Raw genomic sequence first — 26,805 nt, forward strand, 5'->3', positions numbered from 1 at the left:
GGCACCATGGTCCCCGACAGCCATTTCAACGATCTTGGCGGCAAGCTTCTGATCGCGATGCCCGGAATGGGCGATCCGCGATTCGAGAAAAGCGTCGTCTTCATGTGCGCCCATTCCGACGACGGCTCGATGGGGCTGATCGTCAACAAGCCCGCCCCCGGCGTGGCGATGGACGACCTTCTGGAACAGCTCGACATTCCCCGCGGCGCGGCAAGCGAGGGCGTGGGCGTCTACTTTGGCGGTCCCGTCGAACACGGGCGCGGCTTCGTTCTGCACAGCGGCGACTATGCGACCGAATCCTCGACGCTTCACGTCGACGACAGGTTCGGGATGACCGCAACGCTGGACATCCTGCAGGACATGGCCAGCGGTGGCGGGCCGCAGAAGCGGATCCTTGCGCTGGGATATTCCGGCTGGGGGCCGGGGCAGCTGGAGGACGAGATCCAGCAGAACGGCTGGCTGACCTGCGACGCCACCCCCGAGATCGTGTTCGCCGCCGACAATGACGGCAAATGGGCGGCCGCTCTGGCATCGCTGGGCATCGACCCGCTGTCGCTGTCCGCCGAAGCCGGTCACGCCTGAGGCACCAGAATCTTCCAGAAAATACTGCGACGCGCGATCTTCTAGAGGATCGTGCCGCCCTCCGCCGCGTCCCGTGGCGCCGCGGCCCGGCGCAAACGATCGTTGATCGCGCGGCCCAGCCCGTGATCGGGGATCGGGGCCACCGCGATGGGTTTGCCAGCCGCATCCAGCGTATGCAGCGCCGAGAACAGGTTCGCCGCCGCCTCGACCAGATCGCCGGCGGGCGACAGGTTCAGGTCGCAGTCCATGTGGCCGAAGCCCAGCAGGCTTTCGCCCGGCTGCGCCGCATCGGCCTGCAACCGGATGGCGGCATCGGGCGCATAGTGCGAACTCATCTGCCCCGGCGCGTTGATGCCGCCGCCGTGGCTGGCCAGCGGCACGCCAAGACAGGCTTCGATCGCTTCTGCCGGCAGCCCGCCGGGGCGCAGCAGCGTCGGCTCGGGCTGCGTCGTCACGATCGTCGATTCAACGCCTACAGGGCATGGCCCACCGTCCAGCACAGCCGCGATCCTGCCGTCCAGACCGTCAAGGACGTGTTGCGCCGTGGTCGGGCTGATGCGTCCGGACGGGTTCGCCGAGGGGGCGGCGACCGGGCGTCCCGTCAGGCGCAGCAATTCGCGCGCCAGCGGGTGCGCCGGCACCCGCACGGCCACCGTGGGCAGGCCCGCCGTCACCAGCGACGCGATGCCAGAGTCCGGCTTCAGCGGCAGCACCAATGTCAGCGCACCGGGCCAGAACGCATCCGCCAACCGCCGCGCGTCGTCGTCCATCTCGACGTAACGGCCCGCCTCTGCCGCATCGGGCAGGTGGATGATCAGCGGGTTGAAGCTTGGCCGGCCCTTCGCCTCGAAGATCCGGGCCACGGCGGTGGAATCGGTTGCGTCGCCGCCCAGCCCATAGACCGTTTCCGTCGGCAGCGCGACAAGCGCGCCGGACCGCAACAGGTCTGCGGCACGGGAAAGACCGGCGGTATCGGCGTACAGGTGTTCGGTCGGGGCCACGGGAATGACGCTGCGTCCTTGCTGCGGCGGTGCAAAACCGCATGTTAGGTTTCGTGCGATGTAGCGGGATGGGTCCCCGCTGCGCAAGAGAGGAGGGTCCGGGATGCCGTATAGCGCGCCTGTTGCCGAATTCCGGTACTTGTTCGAGCATGTCGTAGGGTTCGACCAGCTTGCCGGAACCGAAACCTTCGCCGACGCCACGCCCGATGTCGTGGACGCCATCCTGACCGAGGCCGGCCGCATGTGCGAGGACAAGCTTGCCCCGCTGCAGCGGGCCGGCGACCTGCATCCGGCCCGGCTGGAAAACGGTGTCGTGCGCACGTCTCCGGGCTTTGCCGAAGGCTATGCCGCGATCGCCGAGGGCGGCTGGATCTCGACCAGCGCCCCGGTCGAACACGGCGGCATGGGCCTGCCCCTGACCCTGACGACGGCGGTGAACGAGATGATGGGCTCTGCCTGTCTGGCGCTGCAACTGAACCCGCTTATGACCCAAGGCCAGATCGAGGCGCTAGAGGCCCACGCCAGCGACGCGCTCAAGGACCTGTACCTGCCCAAGCTGATCTCGGGCGAGTGGTGCGGCACGATGAACCTGACGGAACCGCAGGCCGGGTCCGACGTGGGCGCGCTGCGCAGCAAGGCCGTGCCGAACGGCGACGGAACCTATGCGGTCAGCGGTCAGAAGATCTACATCTCTTGGGGCGACAACGACTTTGCCGGGAACATCTGCCACCTTGTGCTGGCGCGGTTGCCCGACGGGGTGCCCGGCACCAAGGGCATCAGCCTGTTCCTTGTGCCCAAGTATATCCCCGACGCCGACGGCAATCCCGGCCGGACGAACGACCTGCGGGTCGTCAGCCTTGAACACAAGATGGGCCTGCACGGATCGCCCACCTGCGTGATGGAATACGACGGCGCGACCGGCTGGCTGGTGGGGCCCGAACATGGCGGCATGGCGGCGATGTTCACCATGATGAACAACGCACGGCTGGGCGTCGGCGTGCAGGGCTTGTCCGTGGCCGAGGCGGCGACGCAGAAGGCGCTGGAATACGCGCTGGACCGGACACAGGGCCGCAGCCCGCTGCCCGACGGGACCGGCAGCATCGCCGACCATGCCGACGTGCGCCGGATGCTGGCGACCATGAAGGCCGAGACTTTCGCGGCCCGCGCCATCGCGCTGTCGAACGCCGTCGCCATCGACATGGCGAACGCCACGGGCGAGGCCGAGTGGGTCTCGCGCGCGGCCTTCCTGACGCCGATCACCAAAGCCTACGGCACCGACACCGGCGTGGCCGTTGCCGAGCTTGGCGTGCAGGTCCACGGCGGCATGGGCTATATCGAGGAAACCGGAGCAGCGCAGTATTACCGCGATGTGCGGGTCACCGCGATCTACGAGGGCACCAACGGCATTCAGGCGATGGACCTTGTCGGGCGCAAGATGATGGACGGCGGCGAATGCGCCTATCGCCTGCTGGACGAGATCCAGTCCAGCGCAGAGGCGGCGCGGGGCGTCATGTCCGAACTTGCACAACAGGTCTGGGACGCCGCCGAGAACCTGCGCGAGACGACCGAATGGCTGGTCGCGCAGGACATGTCCGACCGTTTCGCCGTGGCGGTGCCCTTCCTGAAGGCTTGGGCCCGCGTTCTGGGCGGCCACTATTTCCTGCGCGCGGCCCATGCCGAGGACGGCACCGGCGACCGCAGCGCGCTGGCCGCGTTCCACATTCGCCGCCTATTGCCCGAACACGCGGGGCTGTGCGCCCATGTCCGGCAGGGCGCGTCGGGCCTGTACGACGTCACGACAGAGGCGCTGGCAGTTTGATGGACGGATCGGCCCCCCTTCGTTTCCCGCACGAAACCGCACCGCAGCCCGGCGAAGCGGTCGAGGTCGCCGACGGGGTGTTTTGGCTGCGCATGTCGCTGCCGATGAAGCTGGATCACGTCAACTGCTACGCATTGGCCGACGACGACGGCTGGACCATCGTGGACACCGGCGTCGGCAGCGAAACCACCCGAAACCATTGGCGCGCCGCGTTGGACGGACCGCTGTCGGCAAAGCCGGTGAAGCGGCTGCTGGTCACGCATCACCACCCCGACCACGTCGGGCTGGCCGGTTGGTTCCAGTCGGAACTGGGGGCCGAGCTGATCATGCCCCGCACCGGCTGGCTGATGGCGCGGATGCTGGTGCTGGACGACCAGGACCGCCCCGCGCCCGAGCAGGTCGCGTTCTGGCGCGGCGCCGGCATGGCGCCGGACCTGCTGGAAAAGGCGCAGGACAAGCGTCCTTTCAACTTCGCCGACATCGTGGACCCCCTGCCCCTTGGCTTCACCCGCCTGCGCGAGGGCGACGTGCTGCGGCTCGCCGGGCGCGTCTGGGACGTGCGGATGGGCGACGGCCACGCCCCCGAACACGCAACGCTCTGGAGCCGCGACGGCGATCTGGTGCTGGGCGGCGACCAATTGCTTGCGTCGATTTCTCCGAACCTCGGGGTTTACGCCACCGAACCGGGCGCGGACCCGGTGGGCGAATGGCTGGACAGCTGCCTGCGGCTGTCGCCCTTCGCCAAGGACGATCAATTGGTGCTGCCGGGGCACAAGCTGCCCTATACCGGTCTGCCCACGCGCATGATGCAGCTGGTGGACAACCACCACGAGGCGCTTGCGCGGCTTCTGGCGTCGCTCGACACACCCAAGACGGCGGCGGATTGCTTTTCCGTGCTGTTCCGGTCGACCATCAACGAAGGCAACTACGGTCTTGCGCTGGTCGAGGCGGTGGCGCACCTGAACCACCTGCTGTTTCAGGGCAAGGTCGCCCGGAACCGCGGCGGGGATGGCGCGTGGCTTTGGCACCGGATAGGCTCCGGCCATGACCAACACCCGGACGACTGACGAGATCAGAACCACCGCCGAGGCCCACGAGGATGCCGCCATCCCGCGCGCCCATTCCGTGCACGCCGACCCCGAGGAAGAGGCGCGGAACTGCGCGCTTGAGATTCCCGATGGCGTCGCGGACCAGCCTCTTTCCGCGAAAAGCCCGGCACGCTGGGCCTACGAACGCCTGATCCTGTACATCCGCAACTTCGAGAAGCAGCTCGACAACGAGCACGAGGTCGCGATGGGCTTCACCGGGGCCGAGGCCGGGGTGATCCGGATCGAGGGCATCGGATATTACGACCCCGACATCGTCACTTTCTACGGCACCGATCCGGTGGGCGGGCGGAATCAGTTGATCCAGCACGTCAGCCAGTTGAACGTCCTGCTGCGCGCGGTGCCGAAACGCGCGCCCGAGGACGCTCCACGGCGCATCGGGTTCCGGCTTGCCGCCGATCTGGAAGACGACACGCCCGACACGGACGATACCGCGCCGGAACAGGACTGACCTGCGGCGCAGCGGCGCGTGACAGGGCGCTTGGAATCGTCTAAACCCCGGGTCGACAAAGACACAACGCGATCGGGAACTTGCGACATGGCCGACCACAAGCCGGGCGAAATGGACATCACCGAACAGGAAAAGACCTTCCACGGCTTCATGAAAGCCGTGACTTGGAGCGCCGTCGGCATCCTGGTCTTCCTTGTGCTTCTCGCGATGATCAACGGCTAAGCCGGACACAGGCAGGAGACACGCGATGCGGCGGATAGCCCTTGTTTTGCTGATGCCGCTGTTCCTTGCTGCCTGCGGCGCGGAAAGCACTTGGGCGCCCGACGACGCGGTGCAGCGCGCGCTTTACCGGCATGACGGGCCGCCGACGATCACGCTGTTCACCGTGATCTCCAACCAGAACGGGTCCGGCGGGCATTCCGCGATCATGGTCAACGGTTCGCACCGTGCCATCTTCGATCCCGCCGGTACGTTCCAGCATCCTGCCCTTCCGGAACGCAACGACGTCGTGTTCGGCATGTCCGACCGGGCCGTGCAGTTCTACAACGAGTACCACGCCCGCGTGACGTGGCATGTCGTGCGGCAGGACGTCGTCGTGTCCCCCGAAGTCGCCGAAGCCGCCTTGCAGCGGATTCAGGCGTATGGCGCGGTTCCCAAGGCGATGTGCGCGCAGGCGACGTCGGATATCCTGAACGACCTGCCCGGCTTCGGAAACATCCCGCAGACGTTCAGCCCGCTTGCCGTGATGCGGGCCTTCGGCGCGCGGCCGGGCGTCACCCGGTCCGAATTCCGCGACGATTCCCCGGCGAACAACGATTTCATCAAGGCGCCCGCGGTACTGTGATCCGGGCTGTGATCCCGGCAGGGCGGCTGCCTCAGCCGACCAGATACAGCATCCCGGACAACACGACGCCGCCCGTGACGGCGGCCGCCATGAAGTTCTTGGTCAGGTATCCCGCCGCGAAGGTTGCCGCCGCGGCGGCCAGGCGTGCGGCGTCGGGTTCGCCGCCCGTGGCTTCCGGCCACAGGACCAGCGGTGCGCACAGGCCGGGCAGAACGGCCACCGGCGTATAGCGAAGGTGGCGCAGGACCCACTCTGGCAGCTTGCGGTCGCCCAGCAGTCCCAGAAACGAAAAGCGGATCAGGTACGTCCCAAGTCCAAGCAGGACGATGATCGCCCAGATCGCGGCCGACGAATAGCTCATGCGCTGCGCGCCTTCAGCCAAAGTTCGACCCGGGCGCCGACGACCATCGCCAGCGCCGCGGCCAGCAGCACACCGATGCCCGACGGCATCCATGCCAGCGCCAGCGCGGCCACGATCGAGGTCAGCGCGGCGGCAAGGTGCGCCGGGGTGCGCAGCGCCGGTGCGATGATCGCGAGAAAGGTGATCGGCACCGCGAAATCCAGCCCGTATTCAGGCGGAATGCGCGCGCCCACCACGGCTCCGATCCATGTGAACAGGTACCACGGCGGGCAGACCGGCGTGGCGACGCCAAGAAAGAACGCGACCCGCTCGGGCACCGTCATCGCCGGGCGTTTCTCGTATTCGACCTGCGCCAGCGCGAATGTCTGGTCGACGTTGAAATAGGCCAGGATCGCCCGCTGCCACATCGGCGCGGCACCCAGATAGGGCACCAGCGCGGCGGAATACATCGCCATGCGCAGGTTCACCGCCAGCGCGGCGGCCAGCACCATCACCGTCGGCACGTTGTCCTGCATCAGTTGCAGCGCGGTGATTTGCGCCGCCCCGGCGATCACCAAGGCCGAAAAGCCAAGCACCTGCGCCACGGACAGCCCTGCCTCGATCGAGACGACGCCGAACACCATCGCGAACGGGATAAGCACCACAAGGAACGGCAGACCGGCGCGGAACCCCCGCCAATAGGCAGACCGGACCGTGAGCGTCACGCGAAGACGCCTGTCACACGTCCAAGCAGCATGAACGCCCGCGCCGTCCGCGTGTTGGACAGTTGGGCAATCTCGGCGTCGGTGGCGCGCGGCTCGAAATCGGCAAGCATCTTGTCGAAACGGCGCAGGAACTGGTGCGCAGAGCTTCGGAACGTCGGGTCCTGCCGCATACGCCCCGCCGTCAGCGCAAGCGACGACCGGTCCCGCACGCCGCCAAGACCGGCGACGGCCCTGCCCCGCTCGCCCTGTGCAAAGCGGCGCCACAGTTCGGGACGGGCGCGATCGGGGGCAAGGTCATCCATGTAGATGCCTTCCTCGGCCAACAGCGTCAGCACATCCTGAGCCGAGGTGATGACCTGTGCGATCTGGCGGTCGTGCAGCGCCCGGCGCAGCGCGCGGAAGCCTTCCTTGTCCTCGCCGTTCTCGGGGAAGTTCAGCGCGCGCAGGAAATCGGGGGTCGACACCGGCTCGGCGATGTCTTCCGCCGAGGTTCCAAGCGCCAGCGCGGGCTGGTCGTCGGCGGGCGCAGAGGCGGGCGCCGGGGGCGGCACCTGTCGCGGGTGGATCTCGACCGGTTCGCGGATCGACGTGAAGGTGGCCAGCGCGGTTTCCGTCTTGCGCGCGGCGCGGGCGATCTCGTCCAGCTTGTCCTCGACCGTCGGGCGCGGCAGGCCGCCGGGATATTCCTGCTGCATGTAGGACTCGCGCATCGCGTCGATGGTCGCATGCAGCCGGGCGCTTTCCTCGCGCATGACGCGGCTCGCGCGGGCGGTGGCGGCAGCGACCCAGATCACCGCGACCGGCATGAAGATCGCGATAAGCGTCATCACGAAACTGCCCGAGTCCACGGACGGGCGGTTCGCCCCGGTGAACAGGAAGAACAGCCCGACACCGGCGACCCACATCACCGACAGCACGACGGCGATGATCTCTGCCGCCGTTATCCGGTAGGGCGTTTCGTGCCGTTGGGACGCCGGGCGCCTGGTCTTCCTGTCGGTATCGGCCATGCCGGTGTCAACGCTTCCAGAAGGGGCCGCAGCCTACTTGTATTCGATCGAGAGAACCTCGTAGCTCTTCTCGCCGCCGGGCGTGCGCACTTCGACGCTGTCGCCCTCGTCCTTGCCGATCAGCGCGCGCGCCAGCGGCGAGGCGATGTTCAGCTTGCCGGCGGCGATGTCGGCCTCGGGCTCGCCCACGATCTGGTACACCTTCTCTTCGTCGGTGTCCTCGTCGACCAGCTTGATGGTGGCGCCGAACTTGATCGTGCCAGACAGCTTTTCCGGGTCGAACACATCGGCGCGGCCGATGATCGCCTCAAGCTCCTTGATCCGCGTCTCGATAAAGCCCTGCTTCTCGCGGGCGGCGTGATATTCGGCGTTCTCCGACAGGTCGCCATGCTCGCGCGCTTCGGCGATCGCCCGGATCACTGCGGGACGTTCGACCGATTTGAGGGTCTTAAGTTCATCGTTCAGCGCGGTGTAACCCGCGCGGGTCAGCGGTATCTTTTCCATGCGTCCGGCGGCCAGGTTTGAGATGTGGGATTGGATTTGCCTTGGCGCATTACCTCATCGCATGGGGCGCGAAAGTCAAGCGCCGCGCCAAAACCGGCACGGCGCTGCCCACGCCTTAGCGGTAGCTGACGACCTCGAACTCGATGCCGTCCCCATCGCGGAAATAGAACCTTTCGCCCGGCTCATAGTCGGCATGACTGTGCGGTACGAACCCCTGCGCCTTCACCTTCGCCTCTGTCGCGGCAAGGTCGTCGACCACGATGCCGACGTGGTTCAGCCCGCCGATGGTGTGATAGCTGTCATCGCCCGCGCCGCTGGTCGACCCCGGATTGTAGATCGCAAGATAGCTGTCGTCGGTCCCGACGTGGACGGACCGTCCGCCGTGGATGGACGCGCCCTGCCAGCGGATCTTCCAGCCGAACACGTCGCACAGCCACGCGGCGGTGGCGTCCGGGTCGGCCACGGTGAAATTCGTGTGTTCAAGAACGGAACGGGTCATGGGTGCTCCTCCTGTCTGCATGATCCGAATCGACTTCTAGGGCCTCAAGTCCACTTGAGGTCAAGCCGCCCGCCGTGGCGTGTCGCGATTGACCCCCGCCGCGCCTGACTTTACCTGTGGTCCAACTCAGCGCACCACGCGGACAGCAGGACAGGGAGACGCAAGGCATGGCGGAGATCGAACGCGAGTCGATGGAATATGACGTGGTCATCGTGGGCGCCGGCCCCGCTGGCCTGTCGGCCGCCATCCGTCTGAAACAGCTCGATTCCGACCTCAGCGTCGTCGTCCTTGAAAAAGGGTCCGAAGTCGGCGCGCACATCCTGTCGGGCGCCGTGCTGGACCCGTCGGGCATCGACGCGCTGATCCCGGACTGGAAGGAAAAGGGCGCCCCGATCAAGACGAAGGTAACGAAGGACAACTTCTACCTTCTGGGAGAAGGCGGCCACATGCGGGTGCCGAACTGGCCGATGCCGCCGCTGATGAACAACCACGGCAACTACATCGTCTCGATGGGCAATGTCTGCCGCTGGATGGCCGAGCAGGCCGAAGAGCTGGGCGTCGAGATCTTCCCGGGCATGGCCTGTTCTGAGGTGGTCTATGACGGCGACCGCGTGAAGGGCGTCGTGGCCGGTGTCTTCGGGCTAGAGCCCGACGGCAGCTATGGCCCGAACACGGAACCGGGGATGGAACTGCACGGCAAGTACGTGTTCATCGCCGAGGGCGTGCGCGGATCGCTCGCGAAGGAACTGATCGCCAAGTACGACCTGTCCAAGGACAGCGGGCCGCAGAAATACGGCATCGGCATCAAGGAAATCTGGGACATCGACCCCGAGAAACACCGCGAGGGCACCGTCACCCACACGATGGGCTGGCCGCTTGGGTCGAATGCGGGCGGCGGGTCCTTTGCCTATCACGCCGAGAACAACCAGTTGTTCCTCGGGTTCGTGGTGCACCTGAACTACAAGAACCCGTACCTGCGCCCCTATCAGGAATTCCAGCGGATGAAGCACCACCCGGTGATCGCGGACCTGCTGGAAGGCGGCAAGCGCGTCGCCTATGGCGCCCGCGCCATCACCGAGGGCGGATATCAGGCGATGCCGCGTCCGGTGTTCCCCGGCGGCGCGCTGCTGGGCTGCTCGGTCGGGCTGGTGAACGTGCCCCGCATCAAGGGCAACCACAACGCCATGCTGTCCGGCAAGGCCGCCGCCGAAGCCGCGTATGAGGCGCTGAAGGCCGGTCGCGAAGGCGACGTTCTGGAAAGCTACGCCACCGAGCTGAAGCAAGGTCCGGTCGGCAAGGACCTGAAACGCGTGCGCAACGTGAAACCGATGTGGTCGAAGTTCGGCCTTGCGGCCTCGCTGGCGCTGGGCGGCTTCGACATGTGGACGAACAACCTGTTCGGCCTGTCTCTGTTCGGCACCCTCAAGCACGGCAAGTCCGACGCGGACGCCACCGGCAAGGCTTCGGACTTCAAGCCGATCGACTATCCCAAACCGGATGGCACGATCAGCTTCGACCGCCTGACCTCGGTCAGTTTCTCGATGACGAACCACGAGGAAAGCCAGCCCTGCCACCTGAAGCTGAAGGACCCCGAGGTCCCGGTCCGGGTCAACCTGCCGCAATACGACGAACCGGCGCAGCGGTACTGCCCGGCGGGCGTTTACGAGGTGGTCGAGAAAGACGGCAAGCCAGAGTTCGTGATCAACTTCCAGAATTGCGTCCACTGCAAGACCTGCGACATCAAGGACCCCAGCCAGAACATCAACTGGACCACGCCGCAGGGCGGGGACGGGCCGAACTATCCCAACATGTGATCCAACCGGACGTGCGAACCGGCCCGGCGTCTGACCGGGCCGGGGACGCAGCAGGCCGACGATCATGGCCTGCACGCCTTCTTTTCGGCGGTTTCCAGCGGAAATCTGCACATTTCTGCCGGGAAATTGGTTCCCGGGGGTAACAGTCCCGTGTGGCGGCAAGCCGTCGCGGCGGCGCTCATTGCGTCGTAACCCCTGCAGGTCTAGTCTTTGCCGACTGGTAGAGAGAGGCTTGACCGTGTCCGACCGTGTTTCCGTGAAAGTGATCGCCTTCGCCCTCGCCGGCCTCGGGCTGAGCGCACCCGCGCCGTCCGCCGCGCAGGGCGTGGCAGGGCCCTATCTGGCCGCCCGCCATGCGACGATCTTCAGCGATTTCCGCGCCGCCGCCGATTACTACGGCCAGGCGATCATGAAAGACCCGTCGAACCCCGCGCTTCTGGAAAGCGCGGCGATGTCCTACATCGCGCTGGGCGAAGTCGACAAAGCCGCCGCCGTGGCCCGCAGGCTGGACTCGCTGGGTGTCAGCAGCCAGATCGCCAACATGGCGCTTCTGGCCGAAGAGCTGAAATCCGAAAGCTTCGACAGCGTTATCGAAAGCATGGAAAACGGCCTGTCCATCGGCGAGGTGATGGATCCGCTGATCCGAGCATGGTCGCAGATTGGCGCTGGCCGCATGTCTCAGGCGCTGGAAGCGTTCGACGAGCTTGCGCAGAAGGAAGGCATGGAGCTGTTCGGCCTGTACCACAAGGCGATGGCCCTTGCGACGGTCGGCGATTTCGAGGGCGCCGCAGAGATCCTCTCGGGCGAGACCGCAGGCCCGCTGAACCTGACACGGCGCGGGATCATCGCCTATGCCGAAGTTCTGAGCCAGCTGGAACGCAACGACGACGCGATCAAACTTCTGGATGAGGTTTTCGGCGACGGGCTGGATGCCGAACTGGAACGAATGCGGGCCGACTTGGAAGACGGCGAGGTTCTGCCGTTCGATTCCGTGCGCAACGCCAAGGACGGCGCCGCCGAGGTGTTCCTTGTCGTCGCCACCGCCCTTTCGGGCGAGACGGCGGACAGCTACACTCTTCTGTACAGCCGCATCGCGGAATATCTGCGCCCGGGCCATGTCGATGCGATCCTGCTGTCGGCGGGCCTGCTGGAAAGCCTTGAACGCTACGAACTCGCGACCGAGACTTACAACCGCATTCCGCGCGAACATCCCGCCTTCGCCGCCGCCGAGCTTGGCCGCGCCGAGGCGCTGCGTCAGTCCGGCAAGACCGAAGCCGCGATCGAGGTCATGGAACAGCTGACCCGGCTGGAATCCGACAACCCGGCCGTCTTCGTCACGCTTGGCGACACGCTGCGCGGGCTGGAACGCTATGACGAGGCGACGCAGGCCTACGACTCGGCGCTTGCCCTGTTCGACGAGCCGCAGGAACCGCAGTGGATCCTGTACTTTGCGCGCGGCATCACCCACGAGCGCCAGCAACGCTGGGACGAGGCAGAGGCCGATTTCCGCAAGGCGCTGGACCTGCGTCCGGGGCAGCCGCAGGTGCTGAACTACCTTGGCTATTCCTTCGTCGAGATGGGCGAGAACTATGACGAGGCGCTGACGATGATCGAGGCGGCCGTCGCGGCTGCTCCGAACTCGGGCTACATCATCGACTCGCTGGGCTGGGTGCAGTTCCAGCTGGGCCGCTATGACGAGGCCGTCGTGAGCCTTGAACGCGCGACCGAGTTGATGGCCGTGGACCCGGTGATCAACGACCACCTCGGCGATGCCTACTGGGCCGTCGGCCGCGTTACCGAGGCCGAGTTCCAGTGGAAGCGCGCCCTGTCCTTCGACCCCGAGGAAGAGGAAGCCGCACGCATCCGCCGCAAGCTGGAGGTCGGGCTGGACGCCGTTTTGACCGAAGAGGGCGAAGATCCGATCCGCGTGACGCAATCGGATGGCTGACCCGGGCTTTGCCCCGGCGAAGGTCAATCTGACACTGCACGTTACCGGCCGGCGGGACGACGGGTATCACCTGCTCGACTCTCTGGTCGTCTTCGCGGACGTGGGCGATCTGCTGGACACCTTCCCGTCTGACCGCCCTACACTGCGCGTGTCTGGGCCGATGGCGGTCGGCGTGCCCGTGGACGACAGCAACCTTGTCCTGCGCGCGGCGCAGGCGATGGGGATCGACGCGGTCGGGTTTCATCTTGAAAAGCACCTGCCAGCCGCAGCCGGGATCGGCGGCGGGTCGTCCGACGCGGCGGCGGCGTTGCGGCTGCTGGCCGAGACGACGGGCGCACCGCTTCCCGGCGACCGGGGCCTGTCGCTGGGCGCGGACGTGCCGGTCTGCCTTGCCGCAAGACCCGCGCGCATGTCCGGCATTGGTGAACAGGTCGATCCGCTGCCGTCCCTGCCCCCCTTCGGCATGGTGCTGGCGAACCCTCGCGTCTCGGTCCCCACGGGCGCGGTGTTCGGCGCCCTGTCCAGCCGCGACAACGCCCCGATGCCCGCCCGCCTGCCCGACTGGGCCGACGCCCGCGCCTTCGCGCGCTGGCTGGGTGAACAACGCAACGACATGGAAGGCCCGGCCCGCGGCATCGCCCCCGCCATCGGCGTCACCCTGTCGCGGCTTGGTGCCACGGACGGTTGCCTGCTTGCCCGCATGTCAGGGTCCGGCGCAACCTGTTTCGCGCTGTATGAAACGCTGACCGAGGCGCAGGCAGCCGCCGACTCTTTGACAAAGCTGCATCCCGACTGGTGGATCGCCGCCGCCGCACCTTACAGCGCGGACGCGGGTTAGACGCTCATCGCCAGAACGCGACTGATTTCGGTAAAGCTGCGACCAGACTCGGCCGCCCAGTCGTTGAACGCCGCCTGCACCTTCGCCATCGCCGTTCGCGATGTCGGCGCCTTGTCGATCACGCCCTCGGCCACCAGCCGCGCCACCACGTCCTGCGATGGGATAAAGCTGTCGACGCCCATGAACCGAAGCGCATAGGCGCCGGTGTTGCCGCCCAGCCGGTTGCCCCGCGTCTTCAGAAGCGCAAGCAAGCCCGCGAAATCCTCGCGCGGCCAGTCGGCGAAACAGCGCGCCGCACTGCCGTGGTGATCCGCAAGGTCGCGCAGCATGACGGCGTTGTCGCGGACCGACCGGATCTTGGCTCCGTGCCGCACGATGCGGGTGTCCTTCAGCAGCGCATCGAACCAGTCGTCATCCATCATCGAACAGCGACCCACGTCGAACCCGGCAAAGGCGTCCTCGAAGCCCGGCCACTTGGACTCGACCACTTTCCAATTGAAACCCGAGTTGAAGATCATCTGCGTGAACTTCGACAGCCAGCGGTCGTCCGGGATCGCCGCAAGCTCGGCAGCCGGCCGGGGCCGGTCCAGAAGCGATTCCAGCACGTCCTCTCCGCCCTTGCGGTCGGCGGCGATCGCGAAGATCTCGTCGAAGCGTCTCATGCCGTCATGGTAACACCGGCAGGACGCGTCTGGTCAATCTTGCTTCGGCCGGTCGTCGTACTGATCGGACAGGATGCGCTGGCTGTCGCCGTCCGGGTCGTCGTACTGGCGCGATCTCAGCGTCCAGACGAAGGCGCCAAGGCCCAGAACGCCAAGGATCAGCGAAATCGGGATAAGGTAGACCAGAACTTCCATCTCAGCGCAGCCTCAGCGCGTTCAGCGACACGCAGATCGACGATCCGGACATCGCCAGCGCCGCCGCAAGCGGCGTGGCAAAGCCGGTCAGAGCAATCGGGATCGCGATCATGTTATAGACGGCGGCGATGCCGAAGTTCTCGCGGATGCGGCGCGTGGCGGACCGTGCTGTCGCCAGCGTGTCGCCCAGCGGCGCAAGCGAGCCGCCCAGAAGCACGATGTCCGACACCACGCGCGTCGCTTCAAGCGCCGACGCCGGAGAGATCGACGCATGGGCCGCAGCCAATGCCGCAGTGTCGTTCAGGCCGTCCCCGACCATCAGCACCCGGTGCCCGTCGGCCATCAGGGCATCGACCCGCGCGGCCTTGTCCTGCGGCAGGACACCAGCCTCGAAGCTCTCGATTCCGACACGCTGCGCCAGATCGGACACGGCGGCATCCGTGTCGCCGGACAGCAGCAGCACGCGCATCCCCTGCGCCTTCAGCGCCGCGACAGCGGCCTCGGCCCCGTCGCGCAGGCGGTCGGCAAAGCGGAAGGTCAGGACCCGCGCCCCTACCTGAAGATAGGTCGCCGTCTGCGCCGCCGCATCGGCGCCGGTCCAGTCGGCGCGGCCAAGCCGCACGCGCTGCCCCTGCCACTGCGCCTCGACCCCGTATCCCGGCACCTCGTGCATGTCGGTCACCTTCACCGGGCGCACCCCGGCCGCGCGGGCGGCCTGCGCCAGCGATTGCGCCAGCGGATGGGCCGAACCCTCGGCCAGGGCCAGCGCCAGTTCCAGATCGCGACGCGAATGGTCGCCAAGGTTCTCGGCCTCCGGCGCGCCCGTGGTCAGCGTACCGGTCTTGTCGAACACGACCGTGTCGACCTCGGCCAGCCGTTCCAGCGCGGTGGCGCTTTTGATAAGCAGGCCGCGCTTGAACAGGCGACCGCTGGCGGCGGTGGTGACGGCGGGCACGGCAAGGCCCAGCGCGCAGGGGCAGGTGATGATCAGCACCGCCACCGCGATGTTCAGGGCCAGCCGCACGTCGCCGCCAGAGATCCAAAGCCACCCAAGGAACGCGGCGAACGCCAGCAGGTGAACGGCAGGGGCATAGATCCGCGCCGCCCGGTCAGCCAACGAGGTGTAGCGGTTGCGCGTCGTCTCGGCCACGGCGACCAGATCGGCAAGCCGGTGCAGCGTGCTGTCCTGCCCCGCCGCCGTCACGCGTACGGTCAGGGCGCCGGTCAGGTTGACCTCGCCCGCGTTCACGGTCGCCCCGGGCTTGGACACCACGGGCAGGCTTTCCCCCGTCAGCAGCGAGCGGTCGATCTCGCTGGTGCCGTCGGTCACGATGCCGTCCACCGGCACCCGCGCGCCGGGAAGGACGCGCACCATGTCATCCACCGTCAGTTCCGACACCGGCACCATCGCCTCGGCGTCGTCGCTGATGCGCAACGCGCGCGGGACTTCCAGCGCGGCCAGTTCCTGCGCCGCCGAACGCGCGACGGACCGCGTGCGATAGTCAAGATACCGGCCCGCCAGCAGGAAGAACGTCAACGAAAGCGCAGCATCGAAATAGGCGTGCGCGCCGGACTGCGCCGTTTCGTACACCGACATCCCGGCGGCCAGAAGGATCGCCAGAGAGATCGGCACGTCCATGTTCAGCCTCGCAGCGCGCAGGGCGGACCATGCGTTGCGGAAGAACGGCTGCGCCGAGAAGGCGATGGTCGGGATCGCGATCGTCGCGCTGATCCAGTGGAACAGGTCACGGGTCGCGGCCTCGGCCCCGGACCAGACCGCGACCGACAGAAGCATCACGTTCATCATCGCGAAGCCCGCGACGCCCAGCCGCATCAACAGATCGCGCCCCGTGCGGTCGACCTGCGTGCCGGCCAGCGTGGCACTGTCCAGTTCGTGCGCTTCCCAGCCGCCTTCGGACAGCGCCCGCGCCAAAGCGGCGGCCTCGGTGCCCGGATCGACATCGACCATCGCCCGCTTCAGCGTCAGGTTTACCCGCGCGCGGCGGACGCCCGGCATCGTCGATAGGCTGCGCTCCACGCCCGCGATACAGGCGGCGCAGTGGATCTTGGGAAGGGACAGCATGACCTGATCGCCGCCCGCAGGCGCGCGGCCCGCCACCTGTTCGGCAAGCGGCGCCGCGGCACAGGCCGGGCAGGCAGAGGTCTGAAGGGTCGTGCTCAAGTCAGTTCTCGATGTTCAGGATGATCCGTTGGTTAAAGGCCGTACCGTCTTCGGCGGTGGCGGCCACCCGAAGTTCCCATTTGCCCGGCTCCAGCGCCACGTCCGCGACATGGGCGGTGCCGTCAAAACGAAGGTCCGGGGTCACGTCATGGTCGCGCACCGTGGTGCGGCCCACCATCAGCGACATCTGGGGCGGCGCGACCGGGGCGCCGTCCGGGCCGGTGATGGCGATCAGGACCCGGTCGCCGTCGGTGCTGGCGGCGACGTCCCAGCCCAAAGCCTCTTGCGCGGCGCGCGCGGCATCGAACTGCTGGCTGGCAACATAGGAGTTGCTGGTCTCAAGCCCCGGGAAGGTGCCCACGGCCTTGACCGCCATCGTCACGTTCACGGCGATGATGACCGCGAAGGCAGATGCCGTGATGAAGAAGACCTTTCGGCCGGTAATCGGTTTCGCGCTCATTCGCCGCTCCCGTGGAATGTCGAGTCCTTGTGGGCCCGTTCGCTGTTTGCCAGATCCTCGACCCAGATCCGGATGTCCGTCCGCCCGCCCTCGGCCGCGTCGGACTCGGGCGCCGCGACGATGTAGACCCGCTGCAGCATGGTCGAGTCCGCCGGCACCGTCACCGTATCACCATCGGTGCCTTCCAGCGACAGAACCAAAGACTCGTCGCCGGTGGTCGAGATGCGGAACGCCCGTTCCTCGCCATGTTTGTTCAGCAGACGCACGTCATAGGCGTTGCGGATCGACCCGTCCGACAGGGTCACGTACAGCGGGTTCCGCACCGGCGCGACGGTCACGTCGATGTCGCTGCGGATGAACAGCGCGACCAGCAGGCCGACGCCGACCAGCGTCCACAGCGTGGTGTACAGGATGGTCCGGGGCCGCAGGATGTGTTTGATAACCGGCTTCGGCGGCTGCCCCGCCCGTTCGCGGGTTTCGTCGGTCAGAGCCATGTAGTCGATCAGACCACGCGGCTTGCCGATCTTGTCCATCACCTCGTTACAGGCGTCGATGCACAGACCGCAGGTGATGCAGGCCATCTGCTGTCCGTCGCGGATGTCGATGCCGGTGGGACAGACGTTGACGCAGGCGTTGCAGTCGATGCAGTCGCCGTAGCCTTCCTTCGCCGGGATAGCACCGCCCACACCCGTCGGCAGGCCGGGCATCGGCAGCCGGGGCGAGGTGCCGCCGTGCTTCTCTCCTGCGGCATAGGTCACGGCCTCGGCGGCCTCCGCGATCTCGCGGCGGCGCTTGCCCTTGCCGCGCGGCTCGCCGCGCCATTCGCGATAGGCGATGGTCAGCGTATCTTCATCCATCATCGCAGCCTGAATCCGGGGCCACGGGCACATGTAGATGCAGACCTGTTCGCGCGCGAAACCGCCGAACAGCACCGTCGTGAAGGTCAGGATCGCCATCGTCGTGTAGGCTACGGGATGCGCGTTCAGCGTCACAAGATCGACCAGCAGCGTCGGCGCGTCTGTGAAATAGAACACCCACGCCCCGCCGGTGGCGAGCCCAATGAAGGCCCAGATCACCCACTTGGTGATCCGCAGGCGCCACTTGCGGGCATCCCACGGCGCCTTCCACAGGCGGACGCGGGCGTTGCGGTCACCTTCGATCCAGCGTTCTGTCAGGATGAAAAGGTCGGTCCACACCGTCTGCGGACAGGTATAGCCGCACCACACCCGGCCCAGCGCCGAGGTGAACAGAAACAGCCCCAGCCCCGCCATGATCAGAAGGCCCGCGATAAAGTAGAACTCGTGCGGCCAGATCTCGATCCAGAAGAAGAAGAACCGGCGGTTGGCGAGATCGACAAGGATCGCCTGATCCGGCAGTTCGGGGCCGCGATCCCAGCGGATCCACGGCGCAAGGTAGTAGATGCCAAGCGTGATCGCCATGATCACCCACTTGAAACGGCGAAAATTGCCCTTCACCCGGCGCGGGAAGATCGGCTCGCGCGCGGCGTAAAGGTTTTCTGGCTCTGTACTGCTCATGAAACGGATTCCGTTCGGTGCATTCCGGCTGGCTACGCTTCTGACAGGGCACAAAGAAAAGAACCTTGACCTGAATCAAGTGTCTTTAAGTCACCTTTTCCCGGTCACCGGACAGAACGTCGCACGGGGTCCGAACCGGATGCCCCGCGCCTGTCAGCCGTCTGCCTGCGCTTCCTTCACAAGCCAGCGCATGAAGGCGCGCAAGGCAGGACGCTGGACGCCGGGGCGGGTGACAAGGAAATAGCCGGCCCCGCGCCCGTCATCCTGAAACAGCACGACGATGTCGCCGGAGTCGACCTCGCGTTCGACGAAGGCCAGCGCCGTGGCGGCGACGCCTTCGCCGGATCGCAGCGCGTCCTGCAGCAGGTTGCCCGGCAGGCTGGTCATGTTGCGCACGCGCCCCTCGGCCACCCCTTGCCCGGTCAGCCATTCCTTCGCCTCGTCGGTGCCGATCTCTTGCAGCCACGGAAAGTCGAGCAACTCGGCCGGGCTGTCGATGGTGCGGTCGCCGATCAGGCTGCGGGCAGCAGTGATGACGAAAGGGGTGCGCAGCAGTAAGGTGCTTTCCAGCCCCTTCCAGTCGCCCTTGCCGAACCGTACGGCCAGTTCCACGCCCCCGGGGGCAAGGTCGACCACATCCGCCGTGGGGTTCAGCATCAGGTCGATGTCGGGATGCTGCGCCCGGAAGCTGCCCAGCCGGGGCATCAGCCACCGGGCGGCGAAACTGGGCGTGGTCGTCACCTGCAACGGGCGGTCGGCATCGGCGCCGGTCAGATCCTCTATCTCGCGCGAGATAGACCCGAATGCCTCGCGCAGGACGCCGCCAAGCCGCTGCCCTTCGGCGGTCAGGGCGATGCCACGCCCTTCGCGCACGAACAGCTGCACGCCAAGCCGTTCCTCCAACGTGCGCACCTGCTGCCCGATGGCGGCGTGGCTGACGTTCAGCAGCGCGCCCGCTGCCGACATACCGCCCGCCTCGGCCAATGCGGCGAAGGCGCGAAGCTGCGAAAGAGGCGGAAGGTCGCGGAACATGATCTGAAACCCAGACTTACATATCGGAATTTTTCCTGATTCGCATTTGAACCCCGGAAACGCAATATTCCAAGCATACCGCAGCGCAAACAGGAGCCAGACCAATGATCAACCCGCTTGCAGATAGTTTCATGATCGCCACCCGCACACATCACTCGGCCTCGTGGGAAGCCGATCATCCCGCCAACCTGCGCGACCGCGAACTGCGCCCGCGGTTTCGGGCCGCACCGATGGTGAACCGCACCCCGGCAGACGCGCCCGGCATCGTCCGCAAGACCCGGCGCCCGCTGTTCCGGCTGCCGCGCCTTGGCAGCTTGCGGCTGTTCGGGCGGCGCGCACAGGCGGGTCTGCCCACCCAGTGACCCCACGCCCGCAGACCCGGAAAAAATGAAACCGGCCGCCCAGATGGACGGCCGGTTTTGTCTTGCGGCGTCGGGACCGAAAAGAAACGCGCGAACAGGATCCCGGTCCCGACGCCTCCTTCGCGGCCGAAGCCGCGAAGAACTCTGTTACTGGCCGCCGCCCAGCTGGTGGACGTAGGCCGCGACCGCGTTGATCTCAGAGTCCGTCAGGCCGAAGGCGCTGCGGTATTCCTGCGACCAAGCCGGCATCACGCCGAAGCGGGCGTTGGTGACCGTCTCGGTGATCGACGCGACGTCGCCGCCGTACAGCCAGATCGCGTCGGTCAGGTTCGGAGCGCCCAGCGCGGTGTCGCCGGTGCCGTCATCCATGTGACAGGCGGCGCATTGCTCCGCGAAGACCTGCTCGCCGCTGGTCGCCAACGCCGCGTCGTGGTCCTGACCCGAAATCTGGCGCACGTACTGGACCACCTCGGTGATCTGCGCGTCCGTCAGGATCTCGTCCCGGCCAAAGGCGGGCATTTCGGACCAATGCGCGTCGAAGCTGTCCTCGTTCCGGACGCCGTTGGTGACGGTATAGGCGATCTCGTCGATCGTGCCGCCCCACAGCCAATCGTCATCCAGCAGGTTCGGGAAGCCTTCGGCCCCCTGCGCCCCCGAGCCGTGACACTGCGAACAGTTGTTCCGGAACACGGCCGCGCCCTTGTTGATGGCGAAGTTGTGCAGGTCGCCGTTGTCGGCCAGCGACGCGAGTTCGACGCTTGCAAGGTCGGAATCCAGCCCCGCGTTCTGCTGTTCGAACGTGGCGATCTGTTCTTCGACCTGCCCGCGCGTCGAGAAGCCAAGGAAGCCCCCCGTCGCCCGCTCCACCAGCGGCCACGCCGGGAAGAGAAGCGTATAGATCACGCCCCAGACGATGGTCGCATAGAAGGTCCACAGCCACCAACGTGGCAGTGGGTTGTTGTATTCCTCGATACCGTCCCAGGAATGGCCGGTGGTATCGACCTTGGTCGGTTGATCGGCCGGTTTCTTGCTCATGGCCGCTGCTCCTTGGACGTGATCGGTCTGTCATCGTGGCGGAACGGGATGTTCGCGCTGTCCCGGTGGGTCTGGCGGCTGCCGGGGCGGAACGCCCACAGCACGGCGCCGACGAAGAAGGCGAACAGGGCCAACAGAACCCAGCTGTCCGCGATTTCGCGAAGGATGTGATAGTTCATCGTGTCCTCCTAGCGGCTCTCGTCCGGGGTGAAGGTCGAGAAGTCGACCATCGTGCCCAGAACCTGCAGATAGGCGATCAGCGCATCCATTTCCGAGATGCCCGGCTCGCCGTCGAAGTTGCGCACCTGCGCGCCCGGATAGCGGTCCAGCATGTCGTCATAGTCGCTGTCGGGATCCGCCTGCGCCCGGAAGTCGGCAAGGCCGTTTTCCAGCATCTCGTCAGAGTACGGGACGCCGACGAAGGCGTTGGTGGCCATCACGTCCTCGATGTAGCGGCCGTCGATCAGGGTGTTCTTCAGGAACCCGTACTTCGGCATCACCGATTCCGGCACCACGGACTGCGGGTCCACAAGGTGCGCGACGTGCCACGCATCAGAGTAGCGACCGCCCACGCGGGCAAGGTCGGGACCCGTCCTCTTAGAGCCCCACTGGAACGGGTGATCGTACATCGATTCCGCCGCCAGCGAGTAATGCCCGTACCGTTCGACCTCGTCCCGCATCGGGCGGATCATCTGGCTGTGGCAGACATAGCAGCCCTCGCGGATGTAGACGTTCCGCCCCTCCAACTCGAGCGGAGAGTAGGGCCGCACGCCTTCCACCTCTTCGATGGTGTTCTCAAGGTAGAACAGCGGTGCGATCTCTACGATGCCGCCGATGGTGACCACGAGGAACGAGAAGACCAGCAGAAGCGTGGCGTTCTTTTCCAGGATCTTGTGGCGATCGAGGATGCCCTGTTTGCGCGGTTTCGGCGCTTCGGGCGTGTTGACTTGGGTATCAGCCATCTCCGGCCCTCCTTATTCGGCCGGGACCATGGCAGGCGCATCCGAAATCTTCGGCTGGGCCCGCACGGTCATCCAGAGGTTGTAGCACATGATCAGCGCACCAGTGAGGTACATCACCCCACCAAGGGCACGGACGACGTACATCGGGAACTTGGCGGCGACGGTGTCGGCGAAGGAGTTCACAAGGAAGCCCTGCGCATCGACTTCGCGCCACATCAGGCCTTCCATGATGCCCGTGACCCACATCGACGCCGCGTAGAGAACGATGCCGATGGTGGCGAGCCAGAAGTGCCAGTTGACCATCGACAGGCTATACAGCTTCTCGCGGTTCCACAGGCGCGGAACAAGGAAGTACAGGGCGCCGAAGGTGATCATGCCGTTCCAGCCCAGCGCGCCGGAGTGGACGTGGCCGATGGTCCAGTCGGTGTAGTGCGACAGCGAGTTCACCGCGCGGATCGACATCATCGGGCCTTCGAAGGTGGACATGCCGTAGAAGCCGATCGAGATAACCATCATGCGGATGATCGGGTCGGTGCGCAGCTTGTCCCATGCCCCGGACAGGGTCATCAGGCCGTTGATCATGCCGCCCCAGCTGGGCATCCACAGGATCACCGAGAACACCATGCCCAGCGTCGAGGCCCAGTCGGGCAGCGCGGTATAGTGCAGGTGGTGCGGACCGGCCCAGATGTACAGGAAGATCAGCGCCCAGAAGTGGATGATGGACAGCTTGTAGCTGAAGACCGGGCGCTCGGCCTGCTTCGGCACGAAGTAATACATCATGCCCAGGAAGCCCGCGGTCAGGAAGAAGCCCACGGCGTTGTGGCCGTACCACCACTGGGTCATGGCGTCCTGCACCCCGGCGAAGACCTGCACCGACTTGGATCCGAAGATCGACACCGGGATCGACAGGTTGTTCACGATGTGCAGCATCGCGATGGTGACGATGAAGGACAGGTAGAACCAGTTCGCCACGTAGATGTGGGGTTCCTTGCGCTTCAGGATCGTCCCGAGGAAGACCACAAGGTAGGCGACCCAGACGATCGTCAGCCACAGGTCGATGTACCATTCGGGCTCGGCATATTCTTTCGACTGGGTGCCGCCCAGCAGATAGCCGGTGGCCGCCAGAACGATGAACAGGTTGTAGCCCCAGAACACGAACCAGGCGAGATTGCCGCCGAACAGGCGCGCGGCCGAGGTCCGCTGGACCACGTAGAACGACGTACACAGCAGCGCGTTGCCCCCGAACGCGAAGATCACCGCCGAGGTATGCAGCGGCCGCAGCCGCCCGAAGTTGGCATAGCCCTGCGCCCACTCGAAGTTAAGCACCGGAAAGGCCAGCTGCGCGGCGATGAAAACGCCCGCAAGAAAGCCCACCGCGCCCCAGAAGGCCGTGGCGATCGCGCCCGCCCGGATCGGCCCATCGAGATACTCGTTGGGGTTGGCTGCTGCCACCGGTTCGTCAAAGCGCCGCAGGGTCCAGATAAACAGCCCGGCGGCGACGAACATGATGATCACGGCGTGAACCTGATAAGACAGGTCCCGACCGTAGTTGGCGGCGATCGCGGCGAAAAGCGCCACGAGTCCAAGCACCACCAGCTTCACTGTGTTCCACATGGAATCGTCCCTTTTGTCCTTATCCCGGCGCATGGAATCTTCGTGCGCCGGTCCTTTTCCGACACCCTGCATGTGCACCGGCGACGGCGGGAATTCCTTGATCCATGTCAATGCTTGGGACGGCAGTTCTGACAGTATGACGATGTCCATACGGATCGGGCGTCACGCATCGCGACGCCCGGAAACGCTCTTCGGAGGGATGCAGCATGTCCTACAAAACAATCGCAACTATCGTGACCGACCTGGGCAAGGACCAGGCCGCGCTGGACGCGGCGATCGCCCTTGCCACGCGCGAAGAGGCGCACCTGGACGTGCTGTGCCTTGGTGTCGACCGGACGCAGCCCGGGTTCTATTATTCCGGCGCCAGTGCCGTCGTGCTGCAGGACAACCTTGTTCAGGCGCAGGCCGATGCCGAGGCTTTGGAATCCGCGGTCGACGCGCTGCTGAGCCGGCAGGGACTCAGCTATGCCGTCCGCTCGGCCACGACTCAGATCGCCGCGATGACGCCGCTGATCGCGTACCGGACCCGGCTTGCGGATCTGGTCGTGTTGCCCAAGCCCTATGGCGCGGACAAGTCGGTCGAGACCGAGGCAATCGTCGAGGCCGCGCTGTTCAACGGATCGGTTCCCGTGCTGGTTATTCCTGATGGGGCGACGCTTCCCGCGAATTTCTCGAACGTGGTGATCGGTTGGAACGAAAGCGCCGAGGCGCTGACAGCGGTCCGTGCGGCTCTACCGCTGCTCAAGCAGGCCGACGACACCTGCATCGCCATCGTCGAACCCCCGACCCACAGCCCCGACCGGTCCGATCCGGGCGGCGAGCTGTCGCAGGTTCTGGTGCGGCACGGTGTCCGGACAGAGATCTGCGTGCTGGCGAAATCTATGCCGAAAGTGTCCGACATCATCCTGCGGCTGTGCGACGACCGCGGCGCCAACCTGATCGTGATGGGCGCCTACGGCCATTCCCGCTTCCGCGAGGCGATCCTTGGTGGGGCAACGCGCAACATGCTGGAAAACGCGGACGTTCCCGTCCTGATGGCGCACTGACGGATCGTGCTTAGGAACGGCCTAGACCGGCAGACCGCCATCGGCGTCATCGCCGGTCTCGGCCATCAGCGCCTCGAAGTCGGGCACCGTCACAAGGCGTTTGCCTTCCAGCTCGATGATGCCGTCGCGCTTCAGCGCCGACACCTGCCGGCTGACGGTTTCAAGCGTCAGGCCAAGATAGTCGGCCATCGCCTCGCGCGTCAGCGGAAGCTCGAAGGTCGATCCGTCGGTCGGGCGCCGCTTGTGCAGCGAAGCCTCGCGCTGGGCGATGATGGTCAGCAGGCTGGCGATCTTCTCGCGCGCGGTCTTGCGGCCAAGGATCAGCATCCACTGGCGCGCCGCGTCCAGTTCGTCCAGCGTCATCTCCAGCAGGCGCTGGGCGATGGAAGGGGTGTCGTGAAGCAGTTTCTCGAACGGGCGCCGGCGGAAGCAGCACAACGTCAGGTTGCTGTTCGAGGTCACGTCATACGGCGCGGTCACGCGGCCCGGACGACCAAGGAAATCCGACGGAAGCAGCAGGCCCACCATCTGGGTGCGCCCGTCCTCCATCGTCTGGCTCAGCGTCGCGATGCCGCTGACGACTGACGCGACGAAATCCATTTCGTCACCCGCCCAGACGACAGGCTGCCCCGCTTCGTAAGTCCTGTAGTACTTAATGCTGTCCAGAAGGTGCAGTTCGTCCGGTTCACACTTGGAACAGACTGCTCGATGTCGAATCGGGCAGCTTTCGCAATTCCGCTCTTCAAGCAACAACTCGGTCATGACTGGCTTTCTTCTGCCACTTGATCCGGATCAAAGTGGCCCCCATCGCGTCGTGACATGCTACGCTCATGGAACAGCTAACGCAACTCAAGCGGCTGGGTCTCTTTGATGCGCGTGTGCCGCGCTATACAAGTTACCCCACCGCACCGCAGTTCTCCGACGCTGTCGGGGCCGATGAAACCCAGGCGTGGTTGCGTGCAATCCCGGCCGGCGGACAGGTGTCGCTGTACGTCCACGTCCCGTTCTGCCGAAGGTTGTGCTGGTTCTGTGCTTGCCGCACGCAGGGGACGTCAACACTGTCGCCCGTCGCGGCCTATGTCGAAACGCTGAAGGCCGAGCTTGCGACCATCGCACGCGCCCTGCCCGAGGGCGTGACGCTGGAACACCTGCACTGGGGCGGCGGCACGCCGACGCTGATGTCGGCAGACCTTATCCTGGACCTCGCCCGCGCGATCTTCGAGGTCGCGCCGCTGGCCGAGGGCGCACAGTTCTCGGTCGAGATCGACCCGAACGAGATCGACGAGGCCCGCCTGGACGCACTGGCCGAGGCCGGGATGAACCGCGCCTCGCTGGGCATTCAAGATTTCGACGCGCAAATTCAGGAAACCATTGGCCGCCCGCAAAGCTATGACATCACGCGCAAGGCGGTCGAGGGTCTGCGCGCCCGCGGCATCCACAGCCTGAACGCCGATATCCTGTACGGGCTGCCGTACCAGACAGAAGCGAAGATCGCGGATTCGGTGCAGAAGCTGCTGTCGCTGAACCCCGACCGGGTCGCGCTGTTCGGCTATGCCCACGTGCCTTGGATGGCCAAGCGGCAGGGGCTGATCCCGACCGACGCGCTGCCCGCGCCCGAAGAACGCCTTGCCCTGTTCAACACCGCCCGCAAACTGTTCCTGTGGGACGGGTTCGAAGAGATCGGCATCGACCACTTCGCCCGCCCCGGCGACGGGCTGGAAGTCGCATGGCGCGACGGCACTATGCGCCGAAATTTCCAAGGCTACACCGAGGACAGTTCGAACACGCTGATCGGTGTGGGCGCTTCGTCGATCTCGCGGTATCCGCAAGGCTACGCGCAGAACGATCCGTCGACCTCGGGCTACCAGCGCCGGGTGCGCGAGGGCGCGCTGGCAACGTCTCGCGGCCACGCCTTCGCAGGCGAAGACCTGCTGCGCGGCCGGGTCATCGAGATGCTGCTGTGCGATTTCCGCGCCGACATCGACCAAGCCGCATCCGAGACCGGAACGAACCCGGCAGCCGTGCTGGCACAGGCGAAGACCCTGCCGCAGGCCTTCCCCGAGATGCTGACGGTGACGGACGGGCTGATCGAGATCCTGCCCGAAGGCCGCCCGCTGGCCCGCATGATCGCACGCCACTTCGACGCCTACGCCGCACCGGCTTCGGGCCACAGCCACGCCGTCTGACCGATCGGGACGACCCTATGCCAAAGCCGCGCGCCTTCCCGACGCGCGGCTTTTTG

At 66.0% G+C, this 26,805-nt stretch carries 29 protein-coding genes; 12 read left to right on the plus strand and 17 right to left on the minus strand.

Annotated features, from left to right (window positions below):
* Positions 1-6: 6 nt before the first annotated feature.
* Positions 7-582, plus strand: a complete 576-nt coding sequence (locus tag P1K30_RS05290) for a YqgE/AlgH family protein (RefSeq protein WP_275631651.1) — start codon at positions 7-9, stop codon at positions 580-582.
* Positions 583-623: 41 nt separating this feature from the next.
* Here the strand turns inward: P1K30_RS05290 and P1K30_RS05295 are convergent, their stop codons facing one another.
* Positions 624-1,589 carry an L-threonylcarbamoyladenylate synthase gene (locus tag P1K30_RS05295; protein WP_275632272.1) on the minus strand — a complete coding sequence of 322 codons (966 nt, stop codon included), beginning with the start codon at positions 1,587-1,589 and terminating at the stop codon, positions 624-626.
* 97 nt (positions 1,590-1,686) lie between these two features.
* Between P1K30_RS05295 and P1K30_RS05300 the strand changes: the two genes are divergently transcribed.
* From P1K30_RS05300 to P1K30_RS05320, 5 genes are all read left to right on the plus strand, one after another.
* Positions 1,687-3,402 carry an acyl-CoA dehydrogenase family protein gene (locus P1K30_RS05300; RefSeq protein WP_275631652.1) on the plus strand — a complete coding sequence of 572 codons (1,716 nt, stop codon included), beginning with the start codon at positions 1,687-1,689 and terminating at the stop codon, positions 3,400-3,402.
* Positions 3,402-4,469: an MBL fold metallo-hydrolase gene (locus P1K30_RS05305; RefSeq protein WP_275631653.1), complete on the plus strand. Its 1,068-nt coding sequence runs from the start codon at positions 3,402-3,404 to the stop codon at positions 4,467-4,469. The genes P1K30_RS05300 and P1K30_RS05305 overlap by 1 nt, the downstream gene beginning before the upstream one ends.
* Positions 4,447-4,959 (plus strand): DUF6173 family protein, encoded by a 513-nt coding sequence (locus tag P1K30_RS05310; RefSeq protein ID WP_275631654.1) that lies wholly within the window; start codon positions 4,447-4,449, stop codon positions 4,957-4,959. Before P1K30_RS05305 ends, P1K30_RS05310 begins: the two co-directional genes overlap by 23 nt.
* An 87-nt stretch (positions 4,960-5,046) precedes the next feature.
* Complete coding sequence (locus P1K30_RS05315) at positions 5,047-5,181, plus strand: aa3-type cytochrome c oxidase subunit IV (protein ID WP_275631655.1); 135 nt, start codon at positions 5,047-5,049, stop codon at positions 5,179-5,181.
* A 25-nt stretch (positions 5,182-5,206) separates the two neighbouring features.
* A complete protein-coding gene (locus P1K30_RS05320; protein WP_275631656.1) occupies positions 5,207-5,803 on the plus strand; it encodes a hypothetical protein in 597 nt (198 codons plus the stop codon).
* Positions 5,804-5,834: 31 nt separating this feature from the next.
* On the opposite strand, the gene P1K30_RS05325 is transcribed toward P1K30_RS05320, so the two are convergent.
* The 5 genes from P1K30_RS05325 to P1K30_RS05345 form a co-directional block, all read right to left on the minus strand.
* Entirely contained in the window at positions 5,835-6,164 is a 330-nt protein-coding gene (locus tag P1K30_RS05325) for an AzlD domain-containing protein (RefSeq protein ID WP_275631657.1), read from the minus strand.
* Positions 6,161-6,868, minus strand: a complete 708-nt coding sequence (locus P1K30_RS05330; RefSeq protein WP_275631658.1) for an AzlC family ABC transporter permease — start codon at positions 6,866-6,868, stop codon at positions 6,161-6,163. Before P1K30_RS05330 ends, P1K30_RS05325 begins: the two co-directional genes overlap by 4 nt.
* The gene (locus tag P1K30_RS05335) at positions 6,865-7,875 is read right to left on the minus strand and encodes a hypothetical protein (RefSeq protein ID WP_275631659.1); all 1,011 of its coding nucleotides are present in this window, start codon (positions 7,873-7,875) and stop codon (positions 6,865-6,867) included. The genes P1K30_RS05330 and P1K30_RS05335 overlap by 4 nt, the downstream gene beginning before the upstream one ends.
* 33 nt (positions 7,876-7,908) lie before the next feature.
* Complete coding sequence (gene greA, locus P1K30_RS05340) at positions 7,909-8,379, minus strand: transcription elongation factor GreA (RefSeq protein ID WP_275631660.1); 471 nt, start codon at positions 8,377-8,379, stop codon at positions 7,909-7,911.
* Between the two features lie 115 nt (positions 8,380-8,494).
* The gene (locus P1K30_RS05345; protein ID WP_275631661.1) at positions 8,495-8,878 is read right to left on the minus strand and encodes a VOC family protein; all 384 of its coding nucleotides are present in this window, start codon (positions 8,876-8,878) and stop codon (positions 8,495-8,497) included.
* Positions 8,879-9,045: 167 nt separating this feature from the next.
* On the opposite strand from P1K30_RS05345, the gene P1K30_RS05350 reads away from it, so the two are divergent.
* The 3 genes from P1K30_RS05350 (at position 9,046) to P1K30_RS05360 (ending at position 13,478) form a co-directional block, all read left to right on the plus strand.
* Positions 9,046-10,692: an electron transfer flavoprotein-ubiquinone oxidoreductase gene (locus P1K30_RS05350; protein ID WP_275631662.1), complete on the plus strand. Its 1,647-nt coding sequence runs from the start codon at positions 9,046-9,048 to the stop codon at positions 10,690-10,692.
* 238 nt (positions 10,693-10,930) lie between these two features.
* Positions 10,931-12,640 carry a tetratricopeptide repeat protein gene (locus tag P1K30_RS05355; protein WP_275631663.1) on the plus strand — a complete coding sequence of 570 codons (1,710 nt, stop codon included), beginning with the start codon at positions 10,931-10,933 and terminating at the stop codon, positions 12,638-12,640.
* The gene (locus tag P1K30_RS05360; RefSeq protein ID WP_275631664.1) at positions 12,633-13,478 is read left to right on the plus strand and encodes a 4-(cytidine 5'-diphospho)-2-C-methyl-D-erythritol kinase; all 846 of its coding nucleotides are present in this window, start codon (positions 12,633-12,635) and stop codon (positions 13,476-13,478) included. Before P1K30_RS05355 ends, P1K30_RS05360 begins: the two co-directional genes overlap by 8 nt.
* On the opposite strand, the gene P1K30_RS05365 is transcribed toward P1K30_RS05360, so the two are convergent.
* From P1K30_RS05365 to P1K30_RS05390, 6 genes are all read right to left on the minus strand, one after another.
* Entirely contained in the window at positions 13,475-14,140 is a 666-nt protein-coding gene (locus P1K30_RS05365) for a DNA-3-methyladenine glycosylase I (RefSeq protein ID WP_275631665.1), read from the minus strand. The two genes, P1K30_RS05360 and P1K30_RS05365, sit on opposite strands and share 4 nt — an antisense overlap.
* A 33-nt stretch (positions 14,141-14,173) precedes the next feature.
* A complete protein-coding gene (gene ccoS / locus P1K30_RS05370; RefSeq protein ID WP_275631666.1) occupies positions 14,174-14,335 on the minus strand; it encodes a cbb3-type cytochrome oxidase assembly protein CcoS in 162 nt (53 codons plus the stop codon).
* Position 14,336: 1 nt separating this feature from the next.
* The gene (locus P1K30_RS05375) at positions 14,337-16,517 is read right to left on the minus strand and encodes a heavy metal translocating P-type ATPase (protein ID WP_275631667.1); all 2,181 of its coding nucleotides are present in this window, start codon (positions 16,515-16,517) and stop codon (positions 14,337-14,339) included.
* A gap of 1 nt (position 16,518) precedes the next feature.
* Positions 16,519-16,977 carry a FixH family protein gene (locus P1K30_RS05380; RefSeq protein ID WP_275631668.1) on the minus strand — a complete coding sequence of 153 codons (459 nt, stop codon included), beginning with the start codon at positions 16,975-16,977 and terminating at the stop codon, positions 16,519-16,521.
* Positions 16,974-18,512 carry an RdxA/RdxB/FixG family protein gene (locus tag P1K30_RS05385; protein WP_275631669.1) on the minus strand — a complete coding sequence of 513 codons (1,539 nt, stop codon included), beginning with the start codon at positions 18,510-18,512 and terminating at the stop codon, positions 16,974-16,976. The genes P1K30_RS05380 and P1K30_RS05385 overlap by 4 nt, the downstream gene beginning before the upstream one ends.
* 153 nt (positions 18,513-18,665) lie before the next feature.
* On the minus strand, positions 18,666-19,544 hold the full coding sequence (locus P1K30_RS05390) for a LysR family transcriptional regulator (RefSeq protein ID WP_338052344.1): 879 nt from the start codon (positions 19,542-19,544) through the stop codon (positions 18,666-18,668).
* Between the two features lie 104 nt (positions 19,545-19,648).
* Between P1K30_RS05390 and P1K30_RS05395 the strand changes: the two genes are divergently transcribed.
* Positions 19,649-19,906: a hypothetical protein gene (locus P1K30_RS05395; RefSeq protein ID WP_275631670.1), complete on the plus strand. Its 258-nt coding sequence runs from the start codon at positions 19,649-19,651 to the stop codon at positions 19,904-19,906.
* A gap of 147 nt (positions 19,907-20,053) precedes the next feature.
* Here the strand turns inward: P1K30_RS05395 and ccoP are convergent, their stop codons facing one another.
* From ccoP to ccoN, 4 genes are read right to left on the minus strand one after another with little or no spacing between them, the layout of a single operon-like run.
* Positions 20,054-20,941: a cytochrome-c oxidase, cbb3-type subunit III gene (ccoP, locus tag P1K30_RS05400; RefSeq protein ID WP_275631671.1), complete on the minus strand. Its 888-nt coding sequence runs from the start codon at positions 20,939-20,941 to the stop codon at positions 20,054-20,056.
* Positions 20,938-21,120, minus strand: coding sequence for a cbb3-type cytochrome oxidase subunit 3 (locus tag P1K30_RS05405; protein ID WP_275631672.1), 183 nt, complete (start codon positions 21,118-21,120; stop codon positions 20,938-20,940). The genes ccoP and P1K30_RS05405 overlap by 4 nt, the downstream gene beginning before the upstream one ends.
* Positions 21,121-21,129: 9 nt before the next feature.
* On the minus strand, positions 21,130-21,903 hold the full coding sequence (gene ccoO, locus P1K30_RS05410; RefSeq protein WP_275631673.1) for a cytochrome-c oxidase, cbb3-type subunit II: 774 nt from the start codon (positions 21,901-21,903) through the stop codon (positions 21,130-21,132).
* 12 nt (positions 21,904-21,915) lie between these two features.
* Positions 21,916-23,517 carry a cytochrome-c oxidase, cbb3-type subunit I gene (ccoN, locus tag P1K30_RS05415; RefSeq protein WP_275631674.1) on the minus strand — a complete coding sequence of 534 codons (1,602 nt, stop codon included), beginning with the start codon at positions 23,515-23,517 and terminating at the stop codon, positions 21,916-21,918.
* A gap of 206 nt (positions 23,518-23,723) precedes the next feature.
* Between ccoN and P1K30_RS05420 the strand changes: the two genes are divergently transcribed.
* On the plus strand, positions 23,724-24,563 hold the full coding sequence (locus P1K30_RS05420) for a universal stress protein (RefSeq protein ID WP_275631675.1): 840 nt from the start codon (positions 23,724-23,726) through the stop codon (positions 24,561-24,563).
* A gap of 21 nt (positions 24,564-24,584) precedes the next feature.
* Here P1K30_RS05420 and fnrL read toward each other — a convergent pair whose 3' ends face one another.
* Positions 24,585-25,325, minus strand: a complete 741-nt coding sequence (gene fnrL / locus P1K30_RS05425; RefSeq protein ID WP_275631676.1) for a transcriptional regulator FnrL — start codon at positions 25,323-25,325, stop codon at positions 24,585-24,587.
* A 68-nt stretch (positions 25,326-25,393) separates the two neighbouring features.
* On the opposite strand from fnrL, the gene hemN reads away from it, so the two are divergent.
* Positions 25,394-26,749 (plus strand): oxygen-independent coproporphyrinogen III oxidase, encoded by a 1,356-nt coding sequence (gene hemN, locus P1K30_RS05430; RefSeq protein ID WP_275631677.1) that lies wholly within the window; start codon positions 25,394-25,396, stop codon positions 26,747-26,749.
* Positions 26,750-26,805: the final 56 nt, after the last annotated feature.

Source organism: Psychromarinibacter halotolerans (assembly GCF_029168315.1).
In the GTDB taxonomy this organism is placed as follows: domain Bacteria; phylum Pseudomonadota; class Alphaproteobacteria; order Rhodobacterales; family Rhodobacteraceae; genus Psychromarinibacter; species Psychromarinibacter halotolerans.

Bases quoted from the DNA above. Each gene is read 5' to 3' on its own strand.
- P1K30_RS05300 (WP_275631652.1), top strand. From the start codon at position 1,687: ATGCCGTATAGCGCGCCTGTTGCCGAATTCCGGTACTTGTTCGAGCAT.
- P1K30_RS05420 (WP_275631675.1), top strand. From the start codon at position 23,724: ATGTCCTACAAAACAATCGCAACTATCGTGACCGACCTGGGCAAGGAC.
- P1K30_RS05380 (WP_275631668.1), bottom strand. From the start codon at position 16,977: ATGAGCGCGAAACCGATTACCGGCCGAAAGGTCTTCTTCATCACGGCA.
- P1K30_RS05350 (WP_275631662.1), top strand. From the start codon at position 9,046: ATGGCGGAGATCGAACGCGAGTCGATGGAATATGACGTGGTCATCGTG.
- ccoP (WP_275631671.1), bottom strand. From the start codon at position 20,941: ATGAGCAAGAAACCGGCCGATCAACCGACCAAGGTCGATACCACCGGC.
- P1K30_RS05360 (WP_275631664.1), top strand. From the start codon at position 12,633: ATGGCTGACCCGGGCTTTGCCCCGGCGAAGGTCAATCTGACACTGCAC.
- P1K30_RS05405 (WP_275631672.1), bottom strand. From the start codon at position 21,120: ATGAACTATCACATCCTTCGCGAAATCGCGGACAGCTGGGTTCTGTTG.
- P1K30_RS05365 (WP_275631665.1), bottom strand. From the start codon at position 14,140: ATGAGACGCTTCGACGAGATCTTCGCGATCGCCGCCGACCGCAAGGGC.
- P1K30_RS05320 (WP_275631656.1), top strand. From the start codon at position 5,207: ATGCGGCGGATAGCCCTTGTTTTGCTGATGCCGCTGTTCCTTGCTGCC.
- P1K30_RS05305 (WP_275631653.1), top strand. From the start codon at position 3,402: ATGGACGGATCGGCCCCCCTTCGTTTCCCGCACGAAACCGCACCGCAG.
- greA (WP_275631660.1), bottom strand. From the start codon at position 8,379: ATGGAAAAGATACCGCTGACCCGCGCGGGTTACACCGCGCTGAACGAT.
- fnrL (WP_275631676.1), bottom strand. From the start codon at position 25,325: ATGACCGAGTTGTTGCTTGAAGAGCGGAATTGCGAAAGCTGCCCGATT.
- P1K30_RS05325 (WP_275631657.1), bottom strand. From the start codon at position 6,164: ATGAGCTATTCGTCGGCCGCGATCTGGGCGATCATCGTCCTGCTTGGA.
- ccoO (WP_275631673.1), bottom strand. From the start codon at position 21,903: ATGGCTGATACCCAAGTCAACACGCCCGAAGCGCCGAAACCGCGCAAA.
- P1K30_RS05315 (WP_275631655.1), top strand. From the start codon at position 5,047: ATGGCCGACCACAAGCCGGGCGAAATGGACATCACCGAACAGGAAAAG.
- P1K30_RS05290 (WP_275631651.1), top strand. From the start codon at position 7: ATGGTCCCCGACAGCCATTTCAACGATCTTGGCGGCAAGCTTCTGATC.
- P1K30_RS05395 (WP_275631670.1), top strand. From the start codon at position 19,649: ATGATCAACCCGCTTGCAGATAGTTTCATGATCGCCACCCGCACACAT.
- hemN (WP_275631677.1), top strand. From the start codon at position 25,394: ATGGAACAGCTAACGCAACTCAAGCGGCTGGGTCTCTTTGATGCGCGT.
- P1K30_RS05310 (WP_275631654.1), top strand. From the start codon at position 4,447: ATGACCAACACCCGGACGACTGACGAGATCAGAACCACCGCCGAGGCC.
- ccoN (WP_275631674.1), bottom strand. From the start codon at position 23,517: ATGTGGAACACAGTGAAGCTGGTGGTGCTTGGACTCGTGGCGCTTTTC.
- P1K30_RS05385 (WP_275631669.1), bottom strand. From the start codon at position 18,512: ATGAGCAGTACAGAGCCAGAAAACCTTTACGCCGCGCGCGAGCCGATC.
- P1K30_RS05335 (WP_275631659.1), bottom strand. From the start codon at position 7,875: ATGGCCGATACCGACAGGAAGACCAGGCGCCCGGCGTCCCAACGGCAC.
- P1K30_RS05345 (WP_275631661.1), bottom strand. From the start codon at position 8,878: ATGACCCGTTCCGTTCTTGAACACACGAATTTCACCGTGGCCGACCCG.
- P1K30_RS05390 (WP_338052344.1), bottom strand. From the start codon at position 19,544: ATGTTCCGCGACCTTCCGCCTCTTTCGCAGCTTCGCGCCTTCGCCGCA.
- ccoS (WP_275631666.1), bottom strand. From the start codon at position 14,335: ATGGAAGTTCTGGTCTACCTTATCCCGATTTCGCTGATCCTTGGCGTT.